At 34.6% G+C, this 26,132-nt stretch carries 26 protein-coding genes; 18 read left to right on the forward strand and 8 right to left on the reverse strand.

All coding sequences use genetic code 11. From position 1 onward, the window contains the following. Positions 1–276: 276 nt before the first annotated feature. From AAGD36_RS02100 to AAGD36_RS02130, 7 genes are all read right to left on the reverse strand, one after another. Positions 277–1,341: a beta-N-acetylglucosaminidase domain-containing protein gene (locus tag AAGD36_RS02100; protein ID WP_341755735.1), complete on the reverse strand. Its 1,065-nt coding sequence runs from the start codon at positions 1,339–1,341 to the stop codon at positions 277–279. Between the two features lie 255 nt (positions 1,342–1,596). Beyond that, positions 1,597–2,094: an NADH-quinone oxidoreductase subunit NuoE gene (gene nuoE / locus AAGD36_RS02105; RefSeq protein WP_341755736.1), complete on the reverse strand. Its 498-nt coding sequence runs from the start codon at positions 2,092–2,094 to the stop codon at positions 1,597–1,599. After that, a complete protein-coding gene (gene nuoD / locus AAGD36_RS02110; protein ID WP_341755737.1) occupies positions 2,091–3,266 on the reverse strand; it encodes an NADH dehydrogenase (quinone) subunit D in 1,176 nt (391 codons plus the stop codon). The genes nuoE and nuoD overlap by 4 nt, the downstream gene beginning before the upstream one ends. A 97-nt stretch (positions 3,267–3,363) precedes the next feature. After that, complete coding sequence (locus AAGD36_RS02115; RefSeq protein ID WP_375331771.1) at positions 3,364–3,747, reverse strand: hypothetical protein; 384 nt, start codon at positions 3,745–3,747, stop codon at positions 3,364–3,366. Between the two features lie 11 nt (positions 3,748–3,758). Continuing rightward, positions 3,759–4,355: a signal peptidase II gene (gene lspA / locus AAGD36_RS02120; protein ID WP_410521240.1), complete on the reverse strand. Its 597-nt coding sequence runs from the start codon at positions 4,353–4,355 to the stop codon at positions 3,759–3,761. Positions 4,356–4,595: 240 nt separating this feature from the next. After that, the gene (locus AAGD36_RS02125) at positions 4,596–5,510 is read right to left on the reverse strand and encodes a HEPN domain-containing protein (RefSeq protein WP_341755738.1); all 915 of its coding nucleotides are present in this window, start codon (positions 5,508–5,510) and stop codon (positions 4,596–4,598) included. 238 nt (positions 5,511–5,748) lie between these two features. Next, positions 5,749–8,091: a WH2 domain-containing protein gene (locus AAGD36_RS02130; protein ID WP_341755739.1), complete on the reverse strand. Its 2,343-nt coding sequence runs from the start codon at positions 8,089–8,091 to the stop codon at positions 5,749–5,751. 221 nt (positions 8,092–8,312) lie between these two features. Between AAGD36_RS02130 and AAGD36_RS02135 the strand changes: the two genes are divergently transcribed. The 6 genes from AAGD36_RS02135 to AAGD36_RS02160 all read left to right on the forward strand — a co-directional run bounded on the left by AAGD36_RS02135 (position 8,313) and on the right by AAGD36_RS02160 (position 12,792). Continuing rightward, entirely contained in the window at positions 8,313–8,927 is a 615-nt protein-coding gene (locus AAGD36_RS02135; RefSeq protein ID WP_341755740.1) for a 50S ribosomal protein L25/general stress protein Ctc, read from the forward strand. Positions 8,928–9,302: 375 nt separating this feature from the next. After that, on the forward strand, positions 9,303–9,884 hold the full coding sequence (gene pth, locus AAGD36_RS02140; RefSeq protein ID WP_341755741.1) for an aminoacyl-tRNA hydrolase: 582 nt from the start codon (positions 9,303–9,305) through the stop codon (positions 9,882–9,884). A gap of 2 nt (positions 9,885–9,886) precedes the next feature. Next, positions 9,887–10,312, forward strand: coding sequence for a GNAT family N-acetyltransferase (locus AAGD36_RS02145; protein ID WP_341755742.1), 426 nt, complete (start codon positions 9,887–9,889; stop codon positions 10,310–10,312). Further along, positions 10,309–11,406: a redox-regulated ATPase YchF gene (gene ychF, locus AAGD36_RS02150; protein ID WP_341755743.1), complete on the forward strand. Its 1,098-nt coding sequence runs from the start codon at positions 10,309–10,311 to the stop codon at positions 11,404–11,406. Before AAGD36_RS02145 ends, ychF begins: the two co-directional genes overlap by 4 nt. A gap of 9 nt (positions 11,407–11,415) precedes the next feature. Further along, the gene (locus tag AAGD36_RS02155; RefSeq protein WP_341755744.1) at positions 11,416–12,084 is read left to right on the forward strand and encodes a glutathione S-transferase family protein; all 669 of its coding nucleotides are present in this window, start codon (positions 11,416–11,418) and stop codon (positions 12,082–12,084) included. 66 nt (positions 12,085–12,150) lie between these two features. Beyond that, positions 12,151–12,792, forward strand: coding sequence for a hypothetical protein (locus AAGD36_RS02160; protein WP_341755745.1), 642 nt, complete (start codon positions 12,151–12,153; stop codon positions 12,790–12,792). A gap of 221 nt (positions 12,793–13,013) precedes the next feature. On the opposite strand, the gene AAGD36_RS02165 is transcribed toward AAGD36_RS02160, so the two are convergent. Then, a complete protein-coding gene (locus tag AAGD36_RS02165; RefSeq protein WP_341755746.1) occupies positions 13,014–13,844 on the reverse strand; it encodes a uracil-DNA glycosylase family protein in 831 nt (276 codons plus the stop codon). Between the two features lie 30 nt (positions 13,845–13,874). Between AAGD36_RS02165 and AAGD36_RS02170 the strand changes: the two genes are divergently transcribed. The 12 genes from AAGD36_RS02170 to AAGD36_RS02230 all read left to right on the forward strand — a co-directional run bounded on the left by AAGD36_RS02170 (position 13,875) and on the right by AAGD36_RS02230 (position 26,106). After that, positions 13,875–14,813 carry an RluA family pseudouridine synthase gene (locus AAGD36_RS02170; RefSeq protein ID WP_341755747.1) on the forward strand — a complete coding sequence of 313 codons (939 nt, stop codon included), beginning with the start codon at positions 13,875–13,877 and terminating at the stop codon, positions 14,811–14,813. After that, the gene (prmC, locus tag AAGD36_RS02175) at positions 14,810–15,691 is read left to right on the forward strand and encodes a peptide chain release factor N(5)-glutamine methyltransferase (protein ID WP_341755748.1); all 882 of its coding nucleotides are present in this window, start codon (positions 14,810–14,812) and stop codon (positions 15,689–15,691) included. Before AAGD36_RS02170 ends, prmC begins: the two co-directional genes overlap by 4 nt. A 386-nt stretch (positions 15,692–16,077) precedes the next feature. Continuing rightward, entirely contained in the window at positions 16,078–16,539 is a 462-nt protein-coding gene (locus tag AAGD36_RS02185; protein ID WP_341755749.1) for a DNA polymerase III subunit chi, read from the forward strand. A gap of 250 nt (positions 16,540–16,789) precedes the next feature. Further along, on the forward strand, positions 16,790–17,671 hold the full coding sequence (locus tag AAGD36_RS02190; RefSeq protein WP_341755750.1) for a glycine--tRNA ligase subunit alpha: 882 nt from the start codon (positions 16,790–16,792) through the stop codon (positions 17,669–17,671). A 49-nt stretch (positions 17,672–17,720) separates the two neighbouring features. After that, complete coding sequence (gene glyS / locus AAGD36_RS02195; RefSeq protein WP_341755751.1) at positions 17,721–19,760, forward strand: glycine--tRNA ligase subunit beta; 2,040 nt, start codon at positions 17,721–17,723, stop codon at positions 19,758–19,760. Continuing rightward, complete coding sequence (locus AAGD36_RS02200; RefSeq protein ID WP_341755752.1) at positions 19,757–20,707, forward strand: L-threonylcarbamoyladenylate synthase; 951 nt, start codon at positions 19,757–19,759, stop codon at positions 20,705–20,707. The genes glyS and AAGD36_RS02200 overlap by 4 nt, the downstream gene beginning before the upstream one ends. Positions 20,708–21,068: 361 nt before the next feature. After that, complete coding sequence (locus AAGD36_RS02205) at positions 21,069–21,995, forward strand: Rpn family recombination-promoting nuclease/putative transposase (protein ID WP_341755753.1); 927 nt, start codon at positions 21,069–21,071, stop codon at positions 21,993–21,995. A 147-nt stretch (positions 21,996–22,142) separates the two neighbouring features. Further along, positions 22,143–23,054, forward strand: coding sequence for a signal recognition particle-docking protein FtsY (gene ftsY / locus AAGD36_RS02210; protein WP_341755754.1), 912 nt, complete (start codon positions 22,143–22,145; stop codon positions 23,052–23,054). Positions 23,055–23,118: 64 nt separating this feature from the next. Next, the gene (locus AAGD36_RS02215; RefSeq protein WP_341755755.1) at positions 23,119–24,111 is read left to right on the forward strand and encodes a Fic family protein; all 993 of its coding nucleotides are present in this window, start codon (positions 23,119–23,121) and stop codon (positions 24,109–24,111) included. Positions 24,112–24,129: 18 nt separating this feature from the next. Continuing rightward, positions 24,130–25,335 carry a CCA tRNA nucleotidyltransferase gene (locus tag AAGD36_RS02220; RefSeq protein WP_341755756.1) on the forward strand — a complete coding sequence of 402 codons (1,206 nt, stop codon included), beginning with the start codon at positions 24,130–24,132 and terminating at the stop codon, positions 25,333–25,335. Positions 25,336–25,550: 215 nt separating this feature from the next. Then, positions 25,551–25,814, forward strand: a complete 264-nt coding sequence (locus AAGD36_RS02225) for a hypothetical protein (protein WP_341755757.1) — start codon at positions 25,551–25,553, stop codon at positions 25,812–25,814. Then, entirely contained in the window at positions 25,807–26,106 is a 300-nt protein-coding gene (locus tag AAGD36_RS02230) for a hypothetical protein (protein ID WP_341755758.1), read from the forward strand. The genes AAGD36_RS02225 and AAGD36_RS02230 overlap by 8 nt, the downstream gene beginning before the upstream one ends. Positions 26,107–26,132: the final 26 nt, after the last annotated feature.

The raw sequence follows: 26,132 nt of genomic DNA on the forward strand, positions 1-26,132 counted from the left end.
CCTAGACCAATTTATTAACGATCTTAATTTATATAGCTTGTTATTAGGGTTTAATTACTCGGTTAATTTATAACCGAAAAGTTATCCTTGTCTTTGTGATTTCTCTATATTTTCTATCGGCATAAATCAACTAATCCATAAGGTTTATGCCCTTATTATAGCATTTTCTTATGGATTCTCTATCTTTTTTTACTCACTAAACATATTAGATATTATATCTCTAGACTTCTGACGGCGAGACTAGCTTATTCCTGATTCATCAACAACCGTTAACGATCAAGGATGTTTCAGCAACTGAATAATTTCAGAGGTAAATTTCTGCTCTCGCTGCTCAGTGAATAATTCAAATAAATCAAGCATGCGTTCAATATTCACTGGCTCCGTTCTCTTTATTCCACGCCATAAAAAATATGGCAGATTTTGGTCTATTGCTTGAGCAAGCTTCGCTCCACACAATTCATTAAGTACTTGTAAATATGCTTGACGCGGATTATATTCTGGTGAAGAAAATAAACTTTTTGCTGTTGCCATTGGAATCATAGACATATACGCTTGCAACATAGGATTAAAGGCAATTCCAGAGACCCAAGAAGAAAGTTTTGCAGGTCTTGCTGTTAGAGCAAAAATACGTAAATAATCTATTAAATATACTGTGTCATTGACCGGATAATTATCCCACAATATTACTTTACGTTTGAATATATTAGAAATAGCATTAAGCTCATCCTCAGCGTATCCGCTACTGATAATATGCTCACCAGTCCAAAATATAGAAAATTTCTGATCTATTTTACTAAAGTCACTGAGATAGGTTGGAGGGGTTGGACCTAAAGCACGTTGTAAAATTTGGTCATTACTGTAGTAAGTCGGTACAGATATAAAGGATTTAGCGGTACTGATTGTTGCGATATATTCAGCAATTTTTACTTGTCCAACTGCCAGCCCTGGATAAATTGATGATTTATCGATATCATCAAAGAAAACTCCTAAGATAGTCGGATTAATGCTATTAATTTGGTCGATTTTTATTTTTAATTTTGCTTTTCCTGCATCGTCCAAGCTATTAAGACCAAAAGGACTTAAACCAATACCAAACTTAACCCCACGATTTTCAAAATTATCACGAAGATGTTTCAACTGTTGAATTTGTTGGTCAGTAAAGGGTGTAGCCCAATTGTCTCGTAATAATAGGTCTTTTTTGGGGGCATAGATAAAATATTTATGTCCATACTGAACACAAAAATCAGCATAATCGTTAAGTGCTTCATTGGACCAGATTGGTCCATAATAACCCATGATAATTCCGTATGAAAACCGGTCTGTTAAAAAATTATTTGTCATATAAACTCCTTTATGTTTTGTAAATATTAGACTTACTGCATAAGTCAATCTAGTTGGTGATTTTGTCGTCGGAAGTCGCCTCCGCTGCTCACGTACTAATGTACGCTCCGCTGCTCGACTTTGCTACTGCCTAGCTCTTCTTGAAGTTATACTATCGTCTACCAACTCTTCATTTACGAGCAGTGTACGCTGCGGTGTTCGGCTTCGTTTCTCCTAAAAATCCCTCAACTATCTTTGATTTATGCAGCAAGTCTATTAAGTAAGGCTATCAATTAACTTAGCCATTCTTTCTTCATCTAAGTCCTCAAAGAAATCATCATTAATTTGTACAACTGGTGCATTGACACAAGCTCCCAAACATTCAACTTCTGTAAGGCTAAATTTTTTATCACTTGTTAGTTCACCAAAGTTAATACCAAGTTTTTTTTTACAAATAGTTACAATTTTATCGCTACCCCTTAGCCAACAAGGAGTAGTCCCACAAATTTGTATATGATATCGTCCTACTGGCTTTAGATTAAACATGGTATAAAATGTTGCAACTTCATATGCTCGGATGAAAGGTAAATTTAGAAAATTTGCTACATACTCTATGCAGCCTCTTGGTAACCAACCATTCATTTGGCGTTGTGCAAGGTCAAGTAATGGCAGAATAGCACTCTTTTGTTTGTTTTCAGGATATTTCTTAATGATATTTTGGGCTTTTTTTAAGTTCTCATCATTAAAACTGAAATTTAGTGGTTCATCATTCATCGATCAATTTCTCCAAAAACAATATCAAGACTGGCAATAATAGTTACCACATCTGCCATCAAATGTCCTTTTGACATGAAATCTAGACCTTGGAGATGGGCAAACCCAGGGGCTTTAATCCGGCATCTATAAGGTCTGTTTGTTCCATCAGAGTATAAATACACACCAAACTCGCCTTTTGGTGCTTCAACAAATTTATATATTTCGCCTTTTGGCACATCATATCCTTCAGTGTAAAGTTTAAAATGATTAATCATGGCTTCCATTGATTCTTTCATTTTTTCTCTTGAGGGTGGTGCAATTCTAGGATCATCGGTTTTAATAGCACCCTTTGGCATTTTTTCAAGACATTGCTGTATAATTTTAAGCGATTGGTACATTTCTTCAATACGCACCAAATACCTATCATAACAATCACCATTTTTGCCAATTGGTATATCAAAGTCTAGCTCATCATATACATCATACGGATTGGTTTTTCTGATATCCCATGCAATGCCTGAGCCTCTAAGCATTGGACCAGAAAACCCCCAATCCATAGCTTCTTTTTGACTTACTACTCCGATATCTACTAAGCGTTGTTTCCAAATTCTATTGTCATTTAACAGAGTCTCGACGTCTTCTAGTTTTTTTGAGAATTGCTGAACAAAAATATTTATATCTTCTAGTATACCATTTGGTAAGTCCTGTGCAACCCCACCAGGTCTAAAATAATTTGCATGCATTCTAGAGCCGGAGACACGCTCATAAAATTCCATAATTTTTTCGCGTTCCTCAAATAACCATAATAAAGGGGTAGTAGCACCAACATCTAAGGCTTGTGTTGTTATATTCAGTATGTGATTCAGGATACGAGTAAGCTCAGAAAACATCACTCGAATAAATTTCGCTCGTCTTGGCACGTTGCAGCCAAGCAATCCTTCAACTGCTAAGGCAAAAGCGTGTTCTTGGCACATTGGCGATACGTAATCTAACCGATCAAAATATGGTATAGCTTGTAGGTATGTTTTATGCTCAATTAATTTTTCAGTACCACGATGCAGCAGTCCAATATGCGGGTCTGCTTTATTGATAACCTCACCATCCATTTCTAAAATTAATCTTAATACCCCATGGGTAGCTGGATGTTGTGGACCAAAATTTAACACAACACTTTTATTATTATCACTCACCTTGTTTTAGACTCCGGCAATTGTTGATTTTAATCGAGTATATATCAAAATTTTTGTCCACTAAGTGAAAAAATTATATAATATTAAAATAATAGCATTATTTTTCCATGTCATCTATTAAAGCTTGCTCTCCATCATTGAGATTTTTTGGAGAATGAATTTTGTGGCTCTTTGTATCTTTTTCTTCGATAGAAGGCAATTCATAGTGAGGGGGAACTTCTAAGGTTTTATTGCGTTGTACCCTATATTCATCAGGACCAGGTGTCACTATACCTATTGTTTCTTTTACTTTTTTATTGCAGGCAGACAGTGTTACTAAGGTAGTAAATAACAAAAAAATTATACGCATACTCTTCTGCTTTAAAGAATTGGTTTTTGCAAATACTTGCTGGGTATTCGCGTACTCACGTACCTTATTGTACTGTTTGCGTTCGCTTATCCCTTGTTTGTTTTCCCCATCCTCCAAATCATTTGAGTACATATCAATCCTCTTTATAAATTTATATTTTTCTTAAAATCAAGTTCACGAATCCTATCCGCTTCAGTTTGCAATCGAGCGTGATTATATTCAACATCTTGTTGTTGTTCAACAGTTTTCTTGGTCTTATAATAATCGTGCAATAAGAATATTGCACCTAATGAAATGAAACTATCTGCTAGATTAAATACCGGGAAACCAAAATCTTTATAGTGAAAATAAATAAAATCAAATACTGCCCCATGAACAAAACGGTCGATCAAATTACTAATAGCACCACCAATAAAAAAACTATAACCAACAAAGCTTGGCATTGTTTTACATTTTAATAAGATATACCACAAATATGCTATAAGGGCAGAGTTAACAACTATAAAAAGCATATTACTATACTGGTAATAATTTCGAAGTATTCCAAAACTAATTCCATAATTCCAAATATAAACCATATCTAAAAAGCTGGTTATTTCTAGCGTTAGACCAGCTTTACCTCTTAGATAACCTATAAGATACCATTTTACTAATTGATCTATAATTACTAATTTAACAATTATACGACTACTTTGGCGAATAATTAGTAATATTTTCTTAAATATTGATGGTATACGCATATTAGAATTTAATTTTTGATTATATACTCAGGTAGAACTTCAAGAATTGGCGTTGTCATGTCTAAAGATACCCGCTGCTCCGTTACTCATGTACGCTACGCCGCTCGACTTTGATACTCCTAGCTCTTCTTGAAGTTATACTATTGTCTACCCAACTCTTCATTTACGAACAGTATACTCTTCTGCTCCTACGAATTGTTTTTTGAACATATCATGGATTCGCATGCTCACCATTCATTTTCAAATCCAATTCTTCAAATCATTTGAGTATACTTCTATTTTATTAATCCTTTCTAGACATATCTTTTCAGTCACTATCTTTAATTCCTCTACGCGGTTAATAAGGTAAAGTAATTGTTCTTTACTAATGGTATAATCTTGATCATACCTTGCGTCAACATAAGCATTTCGCAGTAACATAAAGCACTCTTCTTGCTCAGGAGTCTCATGTGGAAATATCTTATAGAGATCGTAATGATGACTTCTAGCCCTATCGCCAAGTCCTAGTATATCATGTGACTTAGCCTTGTAACCAGTAAAAACTAACAGGATAGCATTATAAAAGCTCTCGGTAGCTTGGTGAAGCATAAAGGCTGCATTATTCAGTTGTTCTATATCCAAACACAAATGAGCAAGCAATAGAAAGTCCTTAGCTTTTCCAAACCAATATTTGTAATCTTTCTCAGCTATTGGTCTACGTTCCTTCCATGATAGTTCCTTAGCTTCAGATAGTATAAATTCATCACTATTATATAAAAGAATGCCCTCTTTCTTGATATCACTAAAGAAATACTGCCCTTTTTCCAGTTGCCTATTTACCAGTTTAATAGGTTCAAGTATCAGAGTAATTGGTGGTTTTTCATCTAATGAGAATTTTTTACCTAGCCTATTCTCTATCTTGTGTTGTAGGTTTATAGCTGGATAGCCGGCATATTCTCCGTTCTTTAAAATCAACAAAAGGTCAAAATCACTTTGATACTTATAATAACTAATATCCCCTACCTTCTCTATATCCTCTACCCAATCTCCTCTAGCATAAGAGCCAAATAAGATAATCATTGCTATTTTTGATTTGCCTACATATAGGATTTCTTTAATAATATTATCTAGCTTTTCTTTAATCACTAGTGAACGACTAGGTAAGGTAGTTTTCATAAAGCTATTTTTTTATCCTAGATCAACTATATACCAAATATTTAAATAATCAACAATGATTTAATCATAAATTAAAAAATAATTTAAAATTATAATCAATAGTTGTTATATGTGTCATAATCAGTAACAATAACATAAGAATTCAGGATAAGAATTAGTTAATTCTTATCCCAAATTCGCGGGAGTAGTATACAAGACATGAGGCAGCCTAGATGTTATCCCAAATTCGCATAAATTACTATACTTCCCTAGAACTAGGCTCTTTTTTGATACCAACTAGTTTGGGGGATGGAGTAGGAGGAAGGGTTTTGTATCCATCTTTTGGGGTCATGGGGAGATTTCCTCCAATAGCTTTTGCTGCTGACTGTAACTTTGGTGGGAATTGTCCTTTTGTCGTATCAACGTTAGCAACAGGGTTAGACGGTAACTCAGCCAATTCTCCTCTATCAAGATTTTCCTTAATCTTCTCTAGCTGCTGGATGATGTTTTTTTGTATTTCTTCTTTCTTGTCATCATAATCATCATCAAAATCACTAAACTCTTTCTGAATAAATTTAACTAACTCACCAACATTTTCAACACCAGCCTGTTTCTCAAGCTTCTTACGAGTAGCTGCATCGATCTTATTCTCTGTAATAAGTTTCACAAGATCAGCATGTTCAGGTTCCTCATCTTCATCATCACGAAATGCCTTAGATCTATCTATTATAGCCTGTCTAAGGCTATCTGCTATTGAGCCAGAAGGGCTAGTAGGTGGTGTTTTTGGTTTTTCCTCTAGTTTTCTCTCTAGTTCTTCTAGTGCTTTATTTCCCCCTAATACAGATAGTTTTTCTTCTCTAAGCTTTGCCTTCAGTACCATTTCAGTTAAGAATTTTGTTTCTCCTTCCCCTTGCTCTCTTACTGTTGCTTTGTCATGATCAGAACCTGACGGTGGAGATACTGGATGGGTTGTTGTGGGTGCTTTTTTAAGTTGTATCCCCTTCCTAATTTCATCCCATAATGCTCCCCTATCTTCTCCTTGTCCTTGCGGTGTTACTGCTGCTGCCTTCTGAGCTTGACCTGCCGTAGGTTCTGCAGGCGGTGGCGGAGGGGGCGGTGGAGGAGGTGCTGCCATAGCATTTCCTGCTGCTTGCTGAGTGGCACGTAAACCTTCTATCGGAGGAGGTGGAGGTGGTGGCGGAGGAGGTGGTACTGCCATAGCATTTCCCACTGCTTGTTGAACATCTTGGTTCTGCAACGGCACAGAATGTGTAGGAGGCGGTGGTGCTGGACGCAGTAGTGTATTTTGACCCGGTAACGGAGGAGCTGGAGGTATAGCAAATCCTGCTGCTTGCTGCACCTCTTGATTCTGCTCCGGTGGAGTAGATGGTGCTTTGCCTTTACCAGCTATATGTGCTTTCAGTTTAGTTCCCTCTCCATGCTGAATATTTTGTGAATCCTGCAATGATGTATGAGGAAGGGGTGAAGATGAAAGAGAGCTTGTTATAGTGTTTCCCGCTGCTTGATGAATAGTTGGGTTCGGCATCGACGTAGTACGCATAAGTGGAGGAGTTGGTGCTGGGCGTTTAGGTGTTATCCGTTCAGGCATTGATGATGACATGGCTTGAGATTGAGCCAAATCTTGGCTTGTAGACAATGGCTGTGAAGCGGTAACTGCAGATATAAAAGTGGTTTCAAGCTCATTTCTTAAAGCTTCTACTTTGTTTGACCTGAGGTTTAGTATATCTCTACCTTCAAGTTCTTTTAGTTTTTTCAGTAACTTATTTGTTCTAGCTACTGTTGAATCTTTTATGTTTTTACCAGTGATCTCTAATCCCTCATCAACCCTTTGTAATATTTTATTATTGAGAGGTATGTTTTCTTTTAAAATTTGTTCTGGAGTTTTTACGAAAACATGCTTAATCTTTGCAGTAATTTTTTTAAGACCATCTAGCCATGTTGAGGGTAATTCTTCCCGTAAGTCTGCTAATTCTTTCTTTATTGTAAGAAGTTCTTTAATATTATCATTAGCCTTTACCAACTTAACTAGGTCTTGTTGTACGTGTACCAGTCTTATTCTTTCTTGGTGTAGTGCCTTTGCTTCATCAGCATTATAAACTTGTGGTACAATTTGGCTAAATTTTTCATGAGATATACCCAAATTTACTAAGGATTCTCTTAATTCTTTTACCCGGTTTAGTTGTTTCTCTGATAGTTCTTTGGTTAGTATCTTATCAAATCCTGCTTGTAACTCCGTATCTATAATTTCCTGTAAAGATAAGTTTTTTTTACCTACATCTCTTAATATCTTGTCAACACCTTTGAGTACATTTCTGTTGTCTCTTCTCTTTTCTTCAGCAATTTCCTCATAATTTTTTATAAACAGATATTTTACTTGTGTAACAGTATGTACAAACCTTTTAAACCAAGGTAAAGAAGGGTATTCTTTCTTTAAATCTTCCACTTTCTGTTGTAGATGTCTACTATTTTCTAATTGTTCATTAGCCTTTAAAAGATTCCCTACAGAATTTATTGTATCCAGTAATTTACCTTTTTCCTGTGATAACACGCTTTCTATTTGTTGATCTTTATCTTTCGACATGTAAATACCTCCTTATTAACTCTAGTAAATAGTAGGGTAAGCAAAAAGATATCGTACCCGTTTTTAGTTAGGCAATGATATTTTTTTAGCATTGATTACAATTTTGAAATTACCCTGTGGCATTAATGTAAGCAGCTTTAAAGTTACTTGTCAAATTAATACTTGAATTTTTTAACATTTAGTACTATCATCTATGCTTTAAAAGCTCTTAGGAGAAAAAGATGAGTGAACTATTAGAACTTGCAGCAGAAATGCGGGAGAAATTTGGTACGGGAGTCGCAAGAGAACTACGTAGGAAAGGTATGGTTCCAGCCATAGTTTATGGAGCAGGTAAAGAAGCCTTAGCCGTTTCTATCGAAGAAAAAGAGATAACTAAGCATTATAGAAAACCCGGTTTTATCTCTACAGTTATTCAAATTAAAGTGGGTAGTAAAACGCATAAAGTGTTACCAAAGGCTGTAGAATTGCATCCTATCACTGACATAGTTAGGCATGTTGACTTTGTCCATTTAGAGGAAAAAACCCAAAGAATGGAAGTACCAATAGTCTATGAAGGTAAAGAAAGAGCTTTGGGAGTTAAAAGAGGTGGATTCTTCAATATAATAAAAAGAACTATAACTCTTTTATGTGATGTCAATAATATACCTAAAAATATTAATATTGATGTTACCAACATGCATATCGGTCAGTCTTTAAAAGCAAAAAGTATTAAACTACCTGAAGGAGTCCAGCTAGCTAGTAAAAATGATTTTATTATGGCTACTATAATTGGTCGTAAGGGTAGTAAGTCAGAAGATGAAGAAGCTGCAACTGAAGAAGTGAAGCCGGCAAAGTAGTTGTTTTTGAAGCTATAAGGTATACTCGATGAACTTCAAGAATTGGCGTCGTCGTGTCTAAAGATCTCCGCTGCTCACGTACTAATGTACGCTCCGCTGCTCGACTTTGACACTCCTAGCTCTTCTTGAAGTTGACCTTCGTCTACCAATTCTTCATTTACGAGCAGTATAACGAAAAACGATACCATCCTGAATTGACTATACTGCTTAAATTTAAGTCGGTGTTATCATATAGGATGAAGTCCATGCAACCCCTGTATCGATGTCATCCATGCTTCGTAGGTATGGCATCGGTGCAGGGACACCCTAGGCTATTTATAACCGATGTCTTACATGAAAATATAAGTGCAAATCGCTCTCTAATGATATTATAATATGCTTAAATCTGAAGACAAAGGATATATACTTGTTGTAGGCTTGGGCAATATAGGCAAAGGGTATCAAAATACTCGCCATAATGTTGGCTTCATGGCTGTTGATTATTTATCAGAATATTATAAAATTTCTTGGAATACAAAATCCAAATTTCAGGCTGAACTGACTCAAGGGGTAATAGACGGACATAAGTTACTATTAGCAAAGCCTCTAACTTATATGAACCTTTCTGGAAAGGCAGTACAAGCAATATGTTCTTACTATAATATCAAACCACTAAATATTTTCGTTTTACATGATGATATAGATTTAGAAACTGGTAGAATAAAATATAAATTGGCTGGTGGTAGTGGTGGACATAATGGTCTAAAATCATTGGATCAGTGTATAGGAAATGATTATCACCGTATCAGAATCGGGGTAGGAAGACCAGTAGCTAATGGTGATGTATCTGATTACGTCTTATCTGCTTTTTCTAAAGAAGAGTATAAAATTATTGTTAATTCCATTGAGGTAATAATTAATAATTTCCGTTTATTGCTTTCAGGTGAAATGGAAGAGTTTAAAAGAAACATCGTTTAAATATGAAACAACAATTAACTTGTGTCTATGCAGATGACATGGATGCACAATATTCAAAGATAATGCAGGATGGGTTAGATGAACTTGCTAAAAACAAGAAGGGTCTTGATGCTGTCCAATCTTTTTCCTTCTCGTGTTTTGATAATAATAAAAACTTTGTTGCTGGTATAAAAGGTGTACTTATGTATGGTTGTTTACACGTTGATACGTTATGGGTTTCTGAAGATTTTCGAGGTCAGAATTATGGTACTTTGCTAATGTCCAAGGCAGAAAATCTAGCACGAGAGCGTAATTGTAAATTTATGACTTTAAATACTGCTGATTGGCAGACCAAACCATTTTATGAAAAATTAGGTTTTAAATTAGAGTTTGTAAGAAGTGGCTATGATAAAGACTCGGAAGCATATTATTTAAGGAAAGATTTATGACACTAAGATGTGGTATTGTTGGTTTACCAAATGTAGGAAAATCAACTTTATTTAATGCTCTAACTTCTAGTATTGCAGCAGAAGCGGCTAATTATCCTTTCTGCACTATAGAACCAAATTCTGCTATAGTATCAGTACCGGATGATAGGCTAAATGAGTTGGCAGCTATTGCTAATTCTACTAAAATTATTCCTACTTATATAGAAGTTGTCGATATTGCCGGTTTGGTAAAAGGGGCAAGTAAAGGCGAAGGGCTTGGTAATAAGTTTTTATCTCACATACGAGAGGTTGATGCTATTTTGCACGTACTACGTTGTTTTGAAGATATAGATATTACTCATGTGCATAATAAGATCGATCCAATATATGATGCTGAGATAATAGAAACAGAATTAATTTTAGCAGATCTTGAATCGGTAGAAAAACGCTTAACAAATTCTGAGAAACGTTTGAAAACAGGCGATAAAGCTTTAAAAGAGCAAGTAGAATTATTAAAAGAGATTCAAGCAACTCTCGCAATAGGTAAACCAGTCCGTAGCATGATTGGGACTTATAGTAAAGAGGCTTTGGAACAATTACAATTATTAACTTCTAAGCCGGTTTTGTATGCTTGCAATGTACTGGAAGAAGATGCGGTTACTGGTAATAAATTTACGGAACTTGTAGCCAAAAAAGCTAAGGAAGAAGGTGCAAAACATGTTATTATTTCATCAAAAATTGAAGCGGATATTGCAATTTTAGAAAGTGACGAAGAGAAATCTGAATTCTTAAATAGTATGGGTCTTGTGGAAACGGGTCTAAGTAAAATTATCAAAGAAATGTATAATTTATTAGACCTAAGAAGCTTTTTTACTGTTGGTCCCAAAGAAACACATGGCTGGACTTTTCGTAACGGTACGCTAGCTCCTCAAGCAGCCGGTATTATTCATACTGATTTTGAGAAAGGTTTTATCCGGGCTGAGGTTATTAGTTATGAGGATTATATAAATTTTAATGGTGAAGTGAAAGCCAAAGAAATGGGTAAAATGCGTTTAGAGGGCAAGGAGTATAAAATGCAGGATGGGGATGTGGTGCATTTTAGATTTAATGTTTAAATAAGGGATATGAGAAAATTATACCATTATCCTATTTGTCCATTATCACGTCAAGTTCGGGTGTATTTAAAAGAGCTAGATGTGCAGTTTACTATGGTTAAGGAGGATTATTGGCTTCGAGATAAGGAATTTTTATCTTTAAATCAGGCGGGGACGACACCTGTCTTACAAGAGGCGTCCACTCTAATTATAGCAGGAATTTATCCCATCACTGAGTATTTACATGAAAAATATCCAAATTTTAATTTTATCGATGAAGATATTGATATTAAATGTGAAATTCGTAGGTTGCTCAGTTGGTTTAATGAAAAATTTTACCGCGAAGTAACAAAAATTATTATCGATGAAAAAATAGTAAGGTCCTTCTGCCAATTAGGTGGTCCTAGAACCGATTTTCTTAGGGCAGCAAAAAATAATCTATCACATCATTTAAGCTATATGTCAAATTTATTTGAAAAGCGTAGCTTTATTGCATCAAATTCTTTAAGTTGTGCAGATATAGCTGCTGCCTGTCATATATCGGTTCTAGATTATTTTGGCGAAATTAGTTGGGACAAATGGCTGTCTATTCGTCATTGGTATGCAATCATAAAATCTAGACCTAGCTTCCGCTCCTTATTACATGACCAAATACCAGGTTTCACTCCACCACCTTGTTATGCTGATTTAGATTTTTAGTGGTTGCGGTGCAGTTACTTTTATGATAGCTTCTAGGTGAATAGTATAATTAAAATAGAGGATATTATGAGTAAAAGTGACGATAATAATCCAAAAGTGGATTCTCTACCGTCTTATAAGGAAGCTGTAACTCAAAAACCAAAAGAAGCCCAAGAAGGTTTGTCTGCAGAAGAGCTAAAGAGTCATATAGGAGAAATGCCTAACACTTTTCTAGCTTTGAAACAACTAGAGGATGTACAAAAGAATCTTGAACAAGCCCGTGGGCTTTTTGCTGGTACTACTAGTAAGGCTCTTTCTGGGGTAGAGAAATTAGAATTTGAAAAAGCTGGAGAGGTTTTTGAGAAATTTATGAGTTCATTTGAAAAACTGAGGACATTTGCTGATAGTGTAGATCATAAAAAACCCCTAGACAGCTTGAATGATTCATTAACTCTTACCGGTCGCTTAAAAGATTTCGCCAAAGAGCAATTCAAGAAAGTTGAAGAAATATTTAAAGGATCAGCTAATGCAGTTAAAAATAATCCAATTTTAAATGCAGTAGGGAATGTGATAAAATCTGCATGTCATGCGGTTGGTACTATAGCTAAAGGTACTTTAAACAATGCGATAGCTACTGGAGAACTTGCCAAAAGTGTTGTTAATCTAGGTGTAGCAATAAAAGATAGCATTGTAGGAAAAGGAGTGAAACAAGCAACTAGGGGCGTTTAGTTTGACATAGTACCCTACATTTTTCTATAATCGTCATAGCAAGGCATCTTTAGATGCCTTGGCGATCTAGGTAAACAGCGAAGTTGTTTTTTTAGAGTAACGCTTCGCGTATCTTGGATTGTCGCGTCGCCGCTTTCAGCGGCTTCTCGCAATGACGCTCGGAAGACCCCTTAACAGTAGTGAAATAAAAATGTAGGGTACTATGGTAGTTTGACAACACCCTATATCCCACTTGTATTGATATATTCATGGATTTTTAGTAAATCATACCAAGTGGTTTTTTTCTGCATTGGTTGTCTAAGCAAATAGGCAGGATGGAAGATAGAAGTGGTTTGAATTGGTTTGCTAAGATACTGATTTGTGTATAAATAATATTCTTGTCTGATTTTACTTATACCAGCATTCTTACCAAGTAAGCTAGTTGCCGCAACATTTCCCACTAAAACAATTAGCTTTGGGTTTATTAAAGCAATATGTTTTTCAACAAAAGGTCGGCAAATATCTATTTCTTCTTGCGTTGGTTGGCGGTTGGCTGGTGGCCGCCAAAATACAGTGTTAGTAATATAAGCGTTATGTTCTCTTGAAATATTGATAGAGGCTAAGACATTATCAAGTAACTTACCACTTTCACCGCAAAATGGTATCCCTTGTGCATCTTCGCTACTACCCGGTGCTTCCCCAATAAACATTATAGAACTTTGTGGATTGCCATCAGCAAATACGGTTTTATTAGCTAATTTCTTTAAACCACAACCATCAAAATCCATTAGTAGTTTTTTTAATTCTTCTAAATTGCGAGCTGAGTCAGCTAAAGTTCTAGACAACGAAATGATGTCATCCTGTTTTTGTACAAGTTCTGGCTTCTTACCTACGTGGAAATGACCAGGACTGTTGGAGCTAGGTAGAGCTGGTGGAATACTAATCGGCTTAGCTTTAATATTAGAATTAATCTGTATTTTTTGCTGATTAATAGTTGATTCTGACAAATAATAATCTATACCAATTGTTTGCAACCATTTTAGTTGATTGATTTTTTTTGTTAAATGAGTCATTTTATTATTTTAAAAAATATTTCGTAGTAGATGGAAGAATATAACGTACCTAACAATCTAGATGGGTTTAGACTTGATAAGGCTTTGGTAAGCCTTATCAGTAAAACATCTAGAAGCCAAGTCCAGAAAAGTATAAATGACTTCCAAGTACAAGTTAATGGTTTGATTATTTCTGATTCTAACTTTAAGGTCAAGGAGAATGACCTTATTTCAGTATTTTTTAAAGCCCCTGATCCATTAACAATGCAGGAAGCTGATATTAAACTTGATATTTTTTATGAAGATGAAGATTTAATGGTGATCAATAAAGCAGCTGGTATGACAGTCCATCCTGGTAGTGGTAACCACCAGGATACTTTGGTAAATGCCTTATTACACCATGCAAAATCTTTATCTAGCATAGGAGGGTTAGAAAGACCTGGCATAGTTCATCGTTTGGATAAAGATACATCAGGACTGATGGTGGTAGCAAAGAATAATTTTGCCCATGTACATCTTGCAAAACAAATAGAAAGCCGTAATCTTATACGCAAATATAAAGCACTCGTTTGGGGTATTATCAATCCGCAAGAGGGAGTTATAAGAAATAATATTGGTAGAGACCGTATTACACGGCAAAAAATGACTATTCTAAAATTTGGTGGCAAAGAGGCGGTTACTCATTATAAAACAGAGGAAATATTTTTTGATGGTATTATAAGTATGGTAGAATGTCGACTTACTACTGGGCGAACTCATCAAATCAGAGTGCAGTTGAGTCATTTAAAACATTCGGTAGTAGGAGACCAAACTTATGGCAAGAATAGCAGGAAAGTTAGCTCTAATTTTAGCATAGTACCACAAAAATTAATGGATTTCAAGAGGCAAGCATTACATTCTTGGTATATAAGTTTTTCCCACCCGGTAAGTGATAAATTATTAGAATTTGAATCACCTTTGCCACAGGATATTGTAGAAATAATTGCATGAATATAAAAGAATCCTTAATTTATGCTGCTAGCAAGTTGCAAGCAGTGGGTATTAAATCAGCCAACTTAGAATCACGCATATTAATTCAACATGCTACTAATAAATCCATTGAATATTTATTAGCAAGGTCAGAAGAAGAATTGACACAACAAGAGCAAATTATTTTTGAGGATTTGGTTAATAGGCGTATATTACTAGAGCCAATAGCCTATATTGTAGGATATAAAGAATTTTATAGTTACCAGTTTATTATAAATGATAAAGTACTTATTCCTCGGCAAGATACTGAGATTATTGTAGATGCAATTTTAAAAAATGTTAAATTAAAGGGTATTGAAACAAATGCCGAGCTAACAATATTGGAGCTTGGTACTGGTAGTGGCTGTATTGCTGTAAGCTTATTATTGGAAATGCTAAATGATAATATCAATGTCAATGTAACCGCCACTGATATAAGTAACGAAGCTATTATTATTGCTCGTCAAAATGCCATAAAACATAAAGTTATTGATAGATTGAAAATAATTAATAGCAACTGGTTTGATAATCTAGAAAAGCAAGAATTTGATATCATCGTAAGTAATCCACCATATATTTCTTTTGATGATACTGTTTATATGTCTTCTGAGACCCTAAAATATGAACCCCACTTAGCCTTATTTGCTGAAGATAATGGATTAGCTTCATATTACATAATCGCTAAAGAAGCCAAGGGATTTTTAAAACAAAATGGTAAATTATTCTTAGAGATTGGTTTTAATCAATTGACAGCTGTTACAGAAATTTTTGTTAGTTATGGTTATACGGTTAAGCAAGTTTATAAGGATTTGGAAGGTAGAGATAGAGGGCTTCTAATAACCTCCCCCCATTCGGGATAAAAATTAGTTAATTCTTATCCCGTATTCGCCTATTATACCAATTCCCGAAATTAATTTCTTTTGGTAATTTATACGTGATACCGGTGCTCAAATCCTCACGCACGTCTTTGTAGGTTGCGGTTTTGTGCTCCGTATCTCCTTCAAATTCCTTAGAATAAATTAATTTCAGGAATTGGTATTACTATGCCTTAAAGCTTTTCGTGTTAGCTATACTGCTCGTAAATGAAGAGTTGGTAGACGAAGGTCAACTTCAAGAAGAGCTAGGAGTGTCAAAGTCGAGCAGCGGAGCGTACATTAGTACGTGAGCAGCGGAGATCTTTAGACACGACAACGCCAATTCTTGAAGTTCACCGAGTATATAAGTTTTAAATATTAAGAGAATAACCATGCAACAATTTAGTCTTTACCATACTGCTGAAGGATTACTATATAAGACAACCTGCCTTTTAGTAGAAAAATCTTATCATAGCAATTTAAGAATTGTCGTTTTAGCTCCAGATATTGAAGTCCAAGAGTCACTGAATAAGATGATATGGACTTATTCTAGAAAACAGTTTATTCCACATGGTAGTAAGCTTGATCCATTACCAGAAAAACAACCAGTCTATATTACTCATCAGTTAGAGAATCCTAATCAAGCTACGATTCTAATAATCATTGCCCCATTTGATATACAAGAAATTCTTAATAACAAACACTATATTGCTCACTTTCAGAGAATAGTTATAATATACGATGCCTTAGACAATTTAAGTTTAGTAATTAAAACAATAAATGAACTAACTATTGCAACCCCAATGATTGACTGTTATAAACAGAGTCCAATGGGAACATGGAGTAAGATTTAACCATTTCTATCAAGTGTGCAAGATATGTCATTGCGAGCGAACGTATGTGAGCGTGGCAATCCATGAAACTTGTCATATGGATTGCTTCGTCGACCTACTGTCTCCTCGCAATGACAGTTTAAGCCTTACTGTCTCCTCGCAATGACGATTTTTTAACTTTCAACAGTTGTGGGGTGACATCGAAGGTGCAGGAAGTTCCCTAATTACAAAATAGGGTGTGTTCCTCTAAAAAATAAACAAATTTACCAATATGCAAAAATTATCATTTCAACAAATTATCTTGACCTTGCAAAATTACTGGCAAGATTATGGCTGTGCAATTTTGCAGCCATATGACGCTCATGTTGGAGCTGGTACTTTTCACCCTGCTACTGTACTACGAACTCTTGGTAAAAAACCTTGGTTTGTAGCTTATGTTCAACCTTCTCGGCGTCCTCATGATAGTAGATACGCTTTGCATCCTAATAGAATGCAGCATTATTATCAATTTCAGGTTATACTAAAACCCTCTCCTGATGATATACAAGAGCTATATTTAAAGAGTCTTGAATGTCTTGGTATAGATTTACAAAAACATGATATTAGGTTTGTTGAAGATGATTGGGAGTCTCCTAGTCTCGGTGCTGCTGGGCTTGGTTGGGAAATATGGTGTGACGGTATGGAAGTATCACAATTTACTTATATGCAACAAATAGGTGGTATTGATTGTCGTCCAGTGGCTGGTGAGATTACCTATGGTTTAGAACGTCTGGCACTTTATATACAAGGAATCAATGAGGTAAGAAATCTTGACTGGAATGGTCAGGTTGGAGAAAAGGCTTTAACCTATGGTGAAGTAGATTTTGCCGCTGAAAAACAATTTTCGAAATTTAATTTAGAATTAGCTGACATAGCCATATTATCTCAGCATTTTATTGATAGTGAGAAACAATGTAATGAATTAATCGCTGCAGATTTACCTTTGCCAGCTTATGATTATTGTATTCAAGCTAGTCATCTTTTTAATCTGTTAAATGCCCGGGGGGTAATTAGTGTAACAGAGAGAGCATCTTACATACTCAGGATACGTAATTTGGCAAAAATGTGCTGTAATAAATGGTTAGAATTAACCTCAATTCGGGATAAGAATTGACAAATTCTTATCCCAAATTCGTGTAACTAGAAGATAAAGAAGAGTTAATATGAGTGAGTTATTATTAGAACTTTTTAGCGAAGAGATACCGGCTTTGATGCAGAAAAATGCAGCGGAAAGCTATAAGACCATATTTACGACAATCTTGCAGGAAAGCGAGCTAGTTGCTGATGTTCAGCTATATGTTGGATCTAGGAGAATTGCTGTACATATTACAAATTTACCAAAATCTATACCACCAAAAGAAATTACCATAAGAGGACCAAAAGTTTCGGCAACGCAGCAGGCTGTAGAAGGGTTTTGTCGAACAAATAATATTGAGCAAAATAAATTATCTACGCTATTAGTGCAAGGGCAATTATATTATATAATAGCAAAGAGTACCATAGAAACCGATATACGAGTATTATTGCAAGAGATAATTCCTAAAGCAATTAGTAAGTATATTTGGCCAAAATCTATGTATTGGGGGAATTATGATATAAGTTGGATTAGACCGCTTAGGAATATTTTATGTATATTTGATGGAGAAATACTAGCCATTAAATATGGACATTTGACGGCAAATAATATTACCTTTGGGCACAGATTTCTTAGTCCTGAACCGATTACTATAGACAGTTTTTCTGAATACCAGAATAAGCTGCGGGAGAGTAATGTCATTATTGACCAAGCAGAACGTAAGGAGATAATAAAAAGTCAGCTATCAAAAATAGCCAATTCACTTAATTTAGTTATCAAAGATGATGAGAAATTATTAGAAGAAGTAACAGGGCTAATAGAATTGCCAGTTGTTATGGCGGGTAAAATACCCGAGATATTTTTGCAGTTACCTAGTGAAGTACTAGTTAGCTCAATGCGTAGCCACCAAAAATATTTTAGCACTTTTGACCAAGTTGGTAATTTTGCCCCTTATTTTCTCTTTGTTAGTAATATGCGACATGATCAAAATGTTATAATAAGTGGTAACGAAAAAGTACTAGCTGCTAGACTCTCTGATGCATTATATTTTTATCAGCAGGATTTATCTAATAGTTTAGAATCAAAATTGCCAAAGCTTGAGCAGATAACTTTCCATGCAAAGCTTGGCAGTATCAAACAAAAAACAGAGAGAATAGATGATATTTGTAATTATTTAATGCCAGGAAATCAGGATTTACAACTAGCAGCTAAACTTTGTAAAAGTGACCTAACAACTGAAATGGTAGGAGAATTTCCTGAACTGCAAGGTATTATGGGATATTATTACGCCAAAGCCGAAGGGTTAAATGATCAGATTTCCTTGGCAATAAGAGATCATTATAAACCACAAGGACCATCATATAATTTGCCAATGGGAAATAGTGCTATATTGGCGATTGCTGATAAACTGGATAGTTTAGTAGGTTTGATATTAATAGGAGAAGAGCCAAATGGTTCAAGAGACCCTTACTCGCTCAGACGGCAAGCATTAGGTATTATTAGGATAATTTTAGCTAATAAATTAAATGTTGATATTAAGGAATTAGTTGCGTATGTAGTTCACTTATATCAAACTATGTTTGAAGACGTAAAGGGAGGAGGGGATGATAGTAGGCTAAATAAAACTAGTCAGATAATTCTAGAGTTCTTAGAAGAACGAGCCAAATATTATTTTAAAAATCACTATGACATATCGTTAATTAATGCGGTGCTTGATTTTGATATTGAAAGAGATTTAGTGATTAGTGAAATAAAGCTCGGTGCTTTACAAAAGTTTCTCACTGGAGTGGATGGTGAGAATTTATTAACTATTTACAAAAGAGCAAATAATATACTAGAAGGTAGTAATATAGAAGGAGAAGTTGATCAAAAGGCTTTTATTTCACAATATGAGCAACAATTATTTTTATCATTAGAAAACGTTTCTAAACAAATAGATCGCTATATTGCAGAAAAAGATTTTACTAAAACTCTTAGCCTACTACTAGAAATATTGAAACCTGTCAATGAGTTTTTTGATAATGTCATGGTCAAAGATCAAGATCGTAACATTGCCAATAATCGTTTATTGTTGCTCAGAATGGTTACCCAATTATTTGATAAATTAGCAAAATTTAGTTTCTTATGACTGATACATTAAAGCAGGCTGCCAAATTCATAAAACTTGGTAATGTAGTAGCTTTTCCAACAGAAACAGTATATGGACTTGGTGCAGATGCTAGTAACGAACAAGCTTGTCAAAAGATTTTTAAGATAAAAAAGCGTCCAAGTATAAATCCTCTGATTGTCCATGTGGCAACTATGAGGCAAGCTAAAACTATAGGGGAATTTAATGCAGATGCTCTTAAGTTAAGTAATATCTTTTGGCCAGGACCTTTATCTATTGTTGTACCATTAAAAAGTGGGGCAAATATAGCAGCATCAGTATTATCTGGGATGACAACGGTTGCCCTTCGTATACCATCACATAATATAGCTTTGGAGCTAATAAGAAAGTCAGGCACGGCAATAGCAGCCCCTAGTGCTAACCCATCAGGTTATATTAGTAGCACGACTTTACAGCATGTAAAAGAACATTTTGCAAATGACCAAGATATTTTTATTTTAGAGGATAATTTAAATGATTGTAAGTGTCAATATGGTATAGAATCAACCATAGTAGATAGTACTACTAATAACTTAACTATTTTGCGAGATGGTTTTATTACGCTGGAAGCGTTAGAGAAGGTAATTGGTAAGAAACTAGATAAAACATCCAGCTTGATGCAAATTAAAGCTCCGGGGATGATGAATAAACACTACTCGCCAAGAGTTAAAGTAAGATTGAATGCAGAGAGTTTAGAAGCTAATGAGGTAGGGCTTAATTTTGCCGATAGTAAGCTAGAGGGTAATTTTTCGCTTAATTTAAGTTTAACCGGAGACTTAACTATCGCTGCTAGCAACTTATTTGCCAGTCTTAGAATATTGGATAATTATGCAGAATTAAATGGATTAGCAATTGCCGTTGCCTCTATCCCAGAGGTTGGTATTGGCGTTGCAATCAATGATCGACTTAAAAGAGCGGCGGTAAAATGACATCTATATTTACTAAATTAAAGCAGGTATTAGTTAATAGTTCAAATAAAATATCTTCCCGACTTCCGCAATTTTTGAGAAAGCCCGAGGTTGGAAGGGGCATGGATATAAAGGTCATGTGTTACTAGGCACAACAAGCCGCGATGCTGCAAATGTAATAGATACAATGGTAATGAGCGAATGAAACTATCAATTAACTCATCCCCACCAAATTTACTAATAAAAGAGCAATTAAAATCAATTTATTGCAAGCTTTTTAGTAAAGAAGATGGTAAAATAAGCGTAGAAGATTCAGCTCAAATGGTCTAATGACTCAGATAAATAATGGTGATATTTAGTAACAATTAAGAGGTTATGTTATATGTTTTTATCAAAGTTTCTTGATCCTAAAAATGATTTTTGTTTTCGTAAAATCTTTGGTACGGAAAAGAACAAAGATATACTTGTACATTTTTTAAACGATGTTCTTAAGTGTAAAGAAAATGAGCAAATAATTGAGGTGACGTTTTTACCAACTATCCAAGACCCTGATATTGCTATTTACAGAAAGTCTATTGTTGATGTGTTATGTAAAGATCAACACGGTAATCAATTCATAGTAGAGATGCAGGTAAGCAAGCATCCAGGATTTGAAAAAAGAGCCCAATATTATGCAGCTAAAGCATATTCTCAGCAGAGACTTGAGGAAGATGAGAAACACAAGAAACTGGCAGTATACGCCAAATTAAAAGGAGTAATATTTTTAGCAATAGCGGATTTTGTGATGTTTAGCGATAGAAAACATTGGAAATCAGAACATCGTATTTTAGAGACAGAGACCTATGCTCATGATTTAAAAGATTTTTACTTTGTTTTTTTAGAGCTTGAGAAATTTAAAAAAACTATAGATGAGCTAAAAACTATTGAAGAGAAGTGGATGTATTTTTTTAAGCATGCAGGAGATAGTAAATTAACATTAACAGAAATAGAGCATTTAATAGGTAAGGATGAAATTATTAGAAGAGCCTTTGAGGCTGTAGACCAAGCTAGCTGGTCAGAGGCAGAACTTAACACCTATGAGCAAATGACCAAAGCTCGTCTTGATAATTTAGCGGTAGAACAGCAACAAATTGAAGATGCTGAAGCTAGAGGTGAAGCTAAAGGTAAAGCTGAAGGTAAAGCTGAGGGTAAAGCTGAAGAAAAAATAGATATAGCAAAAAAAATGTTGGATAAAAGAAAGCCAATGGATGAAATCATTGAATTTACCGGGTTAACTATTGAAGAAATAGAACAGTTGAAAGAAGAATAAGCAGATGAGCAAATAATGTTGTGCCTAAAAATCTGTAACCCTCATGTCCATGCCCCTTCCAACCTTTGACCTTATCAAAAACTGCGGAAGTCGGGAGGTTGGTATTGGCGTTGCAATCAATGATCGACTTAAAAGAGCGGCGGTAAAATGACATCTATGTTTACTAAATTAAAGCAGGTATTAGTTAATAGTTCAAATAAAATATCTTCGGGCATTGACCAGATATTTTATAAAAAAAAACTAGATGAGCAAACTTTAAATGAATTAGAGGAGTTGTTAATATCTGCAGATATCACAGCCTCTGTGGCAATAGAGCTGGTTGATAAACTAAGAGCTATCAAATTTGATAAAGAAGTAAGTGGTTTGGTAATCAAAGAACAGCTAGCTGACATTATCGGGCAATTATTGGTAAAAACTAGCAAGCCTTTTGAATTGTATGATAAAAAGCTTAATGTTATCCTAGTTTGCGGTGTTAATGGGTCAGGGAAAACTACGACAATAGGCAAGCTAGCCAGCATTTATCGTAGACAGGGGAAAAAAGTAGCAATTGCTGCTTGTGATACATTTAGGGCTGCTGCTGTTAGTCAATTATCTAGTTGGGCTGATAAAAGTGGTTCAATGTTTATTACTGGTGAAGAATCAGCTGAGCCTGCTAGTGTTGCTTATCTTGCTATGCAGTCTTCAATAAAAAATGATGTTGATATATTATTTATTGATACAGCTGGAAGGTTGCATAACAAGAAGAATTTGATGGAAGAACTTGCCAAAATTGTTAGGGTTATTAAGAAGATTGATGATACAGCTCCTCACCATAGTATATTAGTAATTGATGCGACCACTGGACAGAATGTATATAACCAAGTTGAACAATTTGCCGCTATTGCTAACATAACAAGTCTGATAGTCACTAAATTAGACGGTACGGCAAAAGCTGGTGTAGTGGTAGGAGTCGTACAAAAATTCGCCTTACCAATATGTTTTTTAGGGGTAGGGGAGAAGGCAGACGATCTAAAACCGTTTGATCCGGCTGAATTTGCTAATAGTTTAGTAGGGAATTAATTATTAAATATAGATGATAAAATAATTGTTGAAAAGCATTAAGTGATACTTTATATTTTACTATATGAAATATGACCTACTAGACAACAAAAAAAAGCAACTGGATAGAATCAGACCATTAACTCTAGAGTTGGTTAAAAACTTGGAGCAGTGGTTTAAGGTAGAGTTGACTTATACCAGTAATGCTATTGAGGGTAATACTCTCTCGCGTTTGGAAACTGCTGTGGTAATTGAAAAAGGCTTAACAGTTGGTGGAAAATCGTTAGTAGAACATCTTGAGGCAAGAAATCATGCACAAGCTTTGGACTTAATCCATGAAATACAGCAAAAGAAAATTTGTGAAATTACTGAAAACGATATTTTATCAATTCATGCTCTCATCCTAAAGGGTATCGATGATCATAATGCTGGATATTATAGGCAAGTAGCAGTACGTATTTCAGGTTCAAGGGTAATAATGCCAAATCCAGTAAAAGTACCAAACTTGATGGTAGATTTCATTGCATGGCTAAACTCATCTAAAGATATGCATCCTGTAGCACTTGCAGGAGAAGCACATTATCGACTAGTAACTATCCATCCTTTCTCAGACGGGAATGGTCGAACAGCACGATTATTGATGAATTTAATTCTAATAATGGCAGGCTATCCACCGGCTATTATTAGACTACAAGAGAGGTTACCTTATGTAACATCTCTAGAAACTGCACAACTTGGTGATTCAAAAGAAGCCTATGAAAAGATTATATTTAATGCAGTCAATCGTTCTCTTGATATTTATCTTAAAGCAGCAAACTCTGTAAACTCTTCAGATGTAGTATTATCAGAGAAATTATTAAGAATTGGTAAGCTTGCAAAAGCTGTCAGTGAAACTGTGTCAACAATTCGTTTTTGGACTAAGGAAGGCTTGCTTGAAATTGCTGATGTTACTAAATCACGCTATCAGCTTTACTCGCCTGAAATGATTGAACAATGTATAGAAATTCAACGATTAAAGAAACAAAAGCTAACACTGAATGAAATCAAGAATATGCTTGTAAATAATGACATAAAATAAAAATAAGGTATTTTTATAATGTACATTGTAAAAAAAGAATTATCTATCCAATCACGCTATTACAAAGAAATTTTGTCAATAATTAAACTAGGTGGCGGAGTAGCAAGGATTATCGGAGGAGCTGTTCGTGATGCTATTCTTGGTGTTGTTAACTACGACATTGATATAGCAACCAATTTATTACCAGAGCAAGTAACAGATATTTTATCAACAGCCAATATTAATGTTATCCCAACTGGTATAAAATATGGCACAGTTACGGCTTTATTAAATAATGAGAAATTTGAGATTACTACACTTAGAAAAGATATAAAATGTGATGGTCGGCACACAGAAGTTATTTTTACTGATGATTTTATGGAGGATGCTACTAGAAGAGATTTTACTATTAATGCACTAAGCTATTGTCCATTTGAGCATAAAATTTATGATTATTTTGGTGGAATAGATGATTTACGAGAATCTAAGGTAATATTTATCGGACAGCCATTTGAACGAATTGAAGAAGATTTTTTACGTATTTTACGATTCTTCCGTTTTTCCTGTTATTATGCAAGACAGTTAGATCGTAATGGGCTAGATGCCTGTATTAAATTGCGAGAAAATCTTAAATTATTATCAAAGGAACGGATAAAATGGGAGATGGACAAGTTGATTATCTCAGATAATAGTCCTAATATTTTGCAGCAAATGTTTGATAATGGCATATTGCAAATAATATTGCCAGTGAGTCAGTTTGATAAAAAATATTTGTCAGAAGCAATTAATTTTGGTTCTTTAGAGCCTTACACTAGGTATTCACTTTTATTCTACCATATAAAGAGCTTACCACTAAGTGATTTACTAAATTTAAAATTTTCTCGGCAAATCGCCCTCAAAATCATTACTATACTTAGATTTGTTAATAAAGAAATCAACGAATTTACATTACGAGAAATTTGGTGGGAAAATGATGATTATTTGCAGTATATAACTGTTCTAGTATCACTAGGCAAAGTAGATAGAACGGTGGCCAAGAAATTTCTAGATGCATACCAATCTAAATCCCGACCAATATTTCCAATAAATGGGCATGACTTACAGAAAATAAATATTCATGGTAAAGCTATTGGCACAGTGATAGATAAATTAAAGAAATCTTGGATTGCCAGTGATTTTACACTTAATAAACATCAATTACTTGAATTAGTTATTTCCGACAGTCTAGGAGGCTGTAGGAAATGACTAAAGTAATTCTATATTTGGCTCTTTTTGGCTGCTAATAAACAGGATTTTCTTGAAATAGGTACACTATTCCTACAAAAATCCTATTTATTCTCGCCGAAAAACAGCTCAAAATATAATTAATTAGTCATCTCCGACAGCCTCCTAGGCTCTATTGATAAAATAATATAATTATTGTATAGTAAATTCCTAAGGTACTAAATTAGGAAAATATTATGAATCAAAATCAACAAGTGAAAGTAATAGGTAGTAACGGTCAACTATCGCTTGGCAAAGTATTTGCAGGGCAAATGGTATTAATCGAACAATTAGATAATGGCACATGGATCATTAAGACAGGAAAATTTGTTCCAACCTCAGAAAAATGGTTATCTCAAGGAGATACTTTAACTAAACTAGATAAAGCATTATCGTGGGCAGAAAGAAATAAACCAAAAGATAACTTACAAGAAATTGTTGAGAAAATTGAACATGTCTAAAATAAAAATAGATATGAATAATCTAGAGTTTCAAAAAGATTTGTTTGCTCTTGAAAAAAATAATCAATTAGCATTAATTAAAGTGTTAAAAAAAATAAGTCATTTAACTTGGGATGAGTTATATAGGAATCAAGGTTTAAAATGGGAAGTAATCGTGTCCAAAATAACTAAAAATAAGCATCAGATTTACTCTTCTAGGTTTTCACAAAAATGTCGAGCATTGGCTCTAAGAGAAGGATCTTACTTACGTTTACTAACTTTACATACAGATCATGATAGTGCTTATAAATAATTCCCAAAGTAGACTTGGAAAAAATA

It is taken from the genome of Candidatus Tisiphia endosymbiont of Ptychoptera albimana, from assembly GCF_964026605.1.
Taxonomy (GTDB): domain Bacteria; phylum Pseudomonadota; class Alphaproteobacteria; order Rickettsiales; family Rickettsiaceae; genus Tisiphia.

What these genes read in the sequence shown, in the direction of transcription:
- AAGD36_RS02100 (WP_341755735.1), bottom strand. Translation starts at nt 1,341, where the DNA reads ATGACAAATAATTTTTTAACAGACCGGTTTTCATACGGAATTATCATG.
- nuoE (WP_341755736.1), bottom strand. Translation starts at nt 2,094, where the DNA reads ATGAATGATGAACCACTAAATTTCAGTTTTAATGATGAGAACTTAAAA.
- AAGD36_RS02115 (WP_375331771.1), bottom strand. Translation starts at nt 3,747, where the DNA reads ATGTACTCAAATGATTTGGAGGATGGGGAAAACAAACAAGGGATAAGC.
- lspA (WP_410521240.1), bottom strand. Translation starts at nt 4,355, where the DNA reads ATGCGTATACCATCAATATTTAAGAAAATATTACTAATTATTCGCCAA.
- AAGD36_RS02125 (WP_341755738.1), bottom strand. Translation starts at nt 5,510, where the DNA reads ATGAAAACTACCTTACCTAGTCGTTCACTAGTGATTAAAGAAAAGCTA.
- AAGD36_RS02130 (WP_341755739.1), bottom strand. Translation starts at nt 8,091, where the DNA reads ATGTCGAAAGATAAAGATCAACAAATAGAAAGCGTGTTATCACAGGAA.
- AAGD36_RS02135 (WP_341755740.1), top strand. Translation starts at nt 8,313, where the DNA reads ATGAGTGAACTATTAGAACTTGCAGCAGAAATGCGGGAGAAATTTGGT.
- pth (WP_341755741.1), top strand. Translation starts at nt 9,303, where the DNA reads ATGCTTAAATCTGAAGACAAAGGATATATACTTGTTGTAGGCTTGGGC.
- AAGD36_RS02145 (WP_341755742.1), top strand. Translation starts at nt 9,887, where the DNA reads ATGAAACAACAATTAACTTGTGTCTATGCAGATGACATGGATGCACAA.
- ychF (WP_341755743.1), top strand. Translation starts at nt 10,309, where the DNA reads ATGACACTAAGATGTGGTATTGTTGGTTTACCAAATGTAGGAAAATCA.
- AAGD36_RS02155 (WP_341755744.1), top strand. Translation starts at nt 11,416, where the DNA reads ATGAGAAAATTATACCATTATCCTATTTGTCCATTATCACGTCAAGTT.
- AAGD36_RS02160 (WP_341755745.1), top strand. Translation starts at nt 12,151, where the DNA reads ATGAGTAAAAGTGACGATAATAATCCAAAAGTGGATTCTCTACCGTCT.
- AAGD36_RS02165 (WP_341755746.1), bottom strand. Translation starts at nt 13,844, where the DNA reads ATGACTCATTTAACAAAAAAAATCAATCAACTAAAATGGTTGCAAACA.
- AAGD36_RS02170 (WP_341755747.1), top strand. Translation starts at nt 13,875, where the DNA reads ATGGAAGAATATAACGTACCTAACAATCTAGATGGGTTTAGACTTGAT.
- prmC (WP_341755748.1), top strand. Translation starts at nt 14,810, where the DNA reads ATGAATATAAAAGAATCCTTAATTTATGCTGCTAGCAAGTTGCAAGCA.
- AAGD36_RS02185 (WP_341755749.1), top strand. Translation starts at nt 16,078, where the DNA reads ATGCAACAATTTAGTCTTTACCATACTGCTGAAGGATTACTATATAAG.
- AAGD36_RS02190 (WP_341755750.1), top strand. Translation starts at nt 16,790, where the DNA reads ATGCAAAAATTATCATTTCAACAAATTATCTTGACCTTGCAAAATTAC.
- glyS (WP_341755751.1), top strand. Translation starts at nt 17,721, where the DNA reads ATGAGTGAGTTATTATTAGAACTTTTTAGCGAAGAGATACCGGCTTTG.
- AAGD36_RS02200 (WP_341755752.1), top strand. Translation starts at nt 19,757, where the DNA reads ATGACTGATACATTAAAGCAGGCTGCCAAATTCATAAAACTTGGTAAT.
- AAGD36_RS02205 (WP_341755753.1), top strand. Translation starts at nt 21,069, where the DNA reads ATGTTTTTATCAAAGTTTCTTGATCCTAAAAATGATTTTTGTTTTCGT.
- ftsY (WP_341755754.1), top strand. Translation starts at nt 22,143, where the DNA reads ATGACATCTATGTTTACTAAATTAAAGCAGGTATTAGTTAATAGTTCA.
- AAGD36_RS02215 (WP_341755755.1), top strand. Translation starts at nt 23,119, where the DNA reads ATGAAATATGACCTACTAGACAACAAAAAAAAGCAACTGGATAGAATC.
- AAGD36_RS02220 (WP_341755756.1), top strand. Translation starts at nt 24,130, where the DNA reads ATGTACATTGTAAAAAAAGAATTATCTATCCAATCACGCTATTACAAA.
- AAGD36_RS02225 (WP_341755757.1), top strand. Translation starts at nt 25,551, where the DNA reads ATGAATCAAAATCAACAAGTGAAAGTAATAGGTAGTAACGGTCAACTA.
- AAGD36_RS02230 (WP_341755758.1), top strand. Translation starts at nt 25,807, where the DNA reads ATGTCTAAAATAAAAATAGATATGAATAATCTAGAGTTTCAAAAAGAT.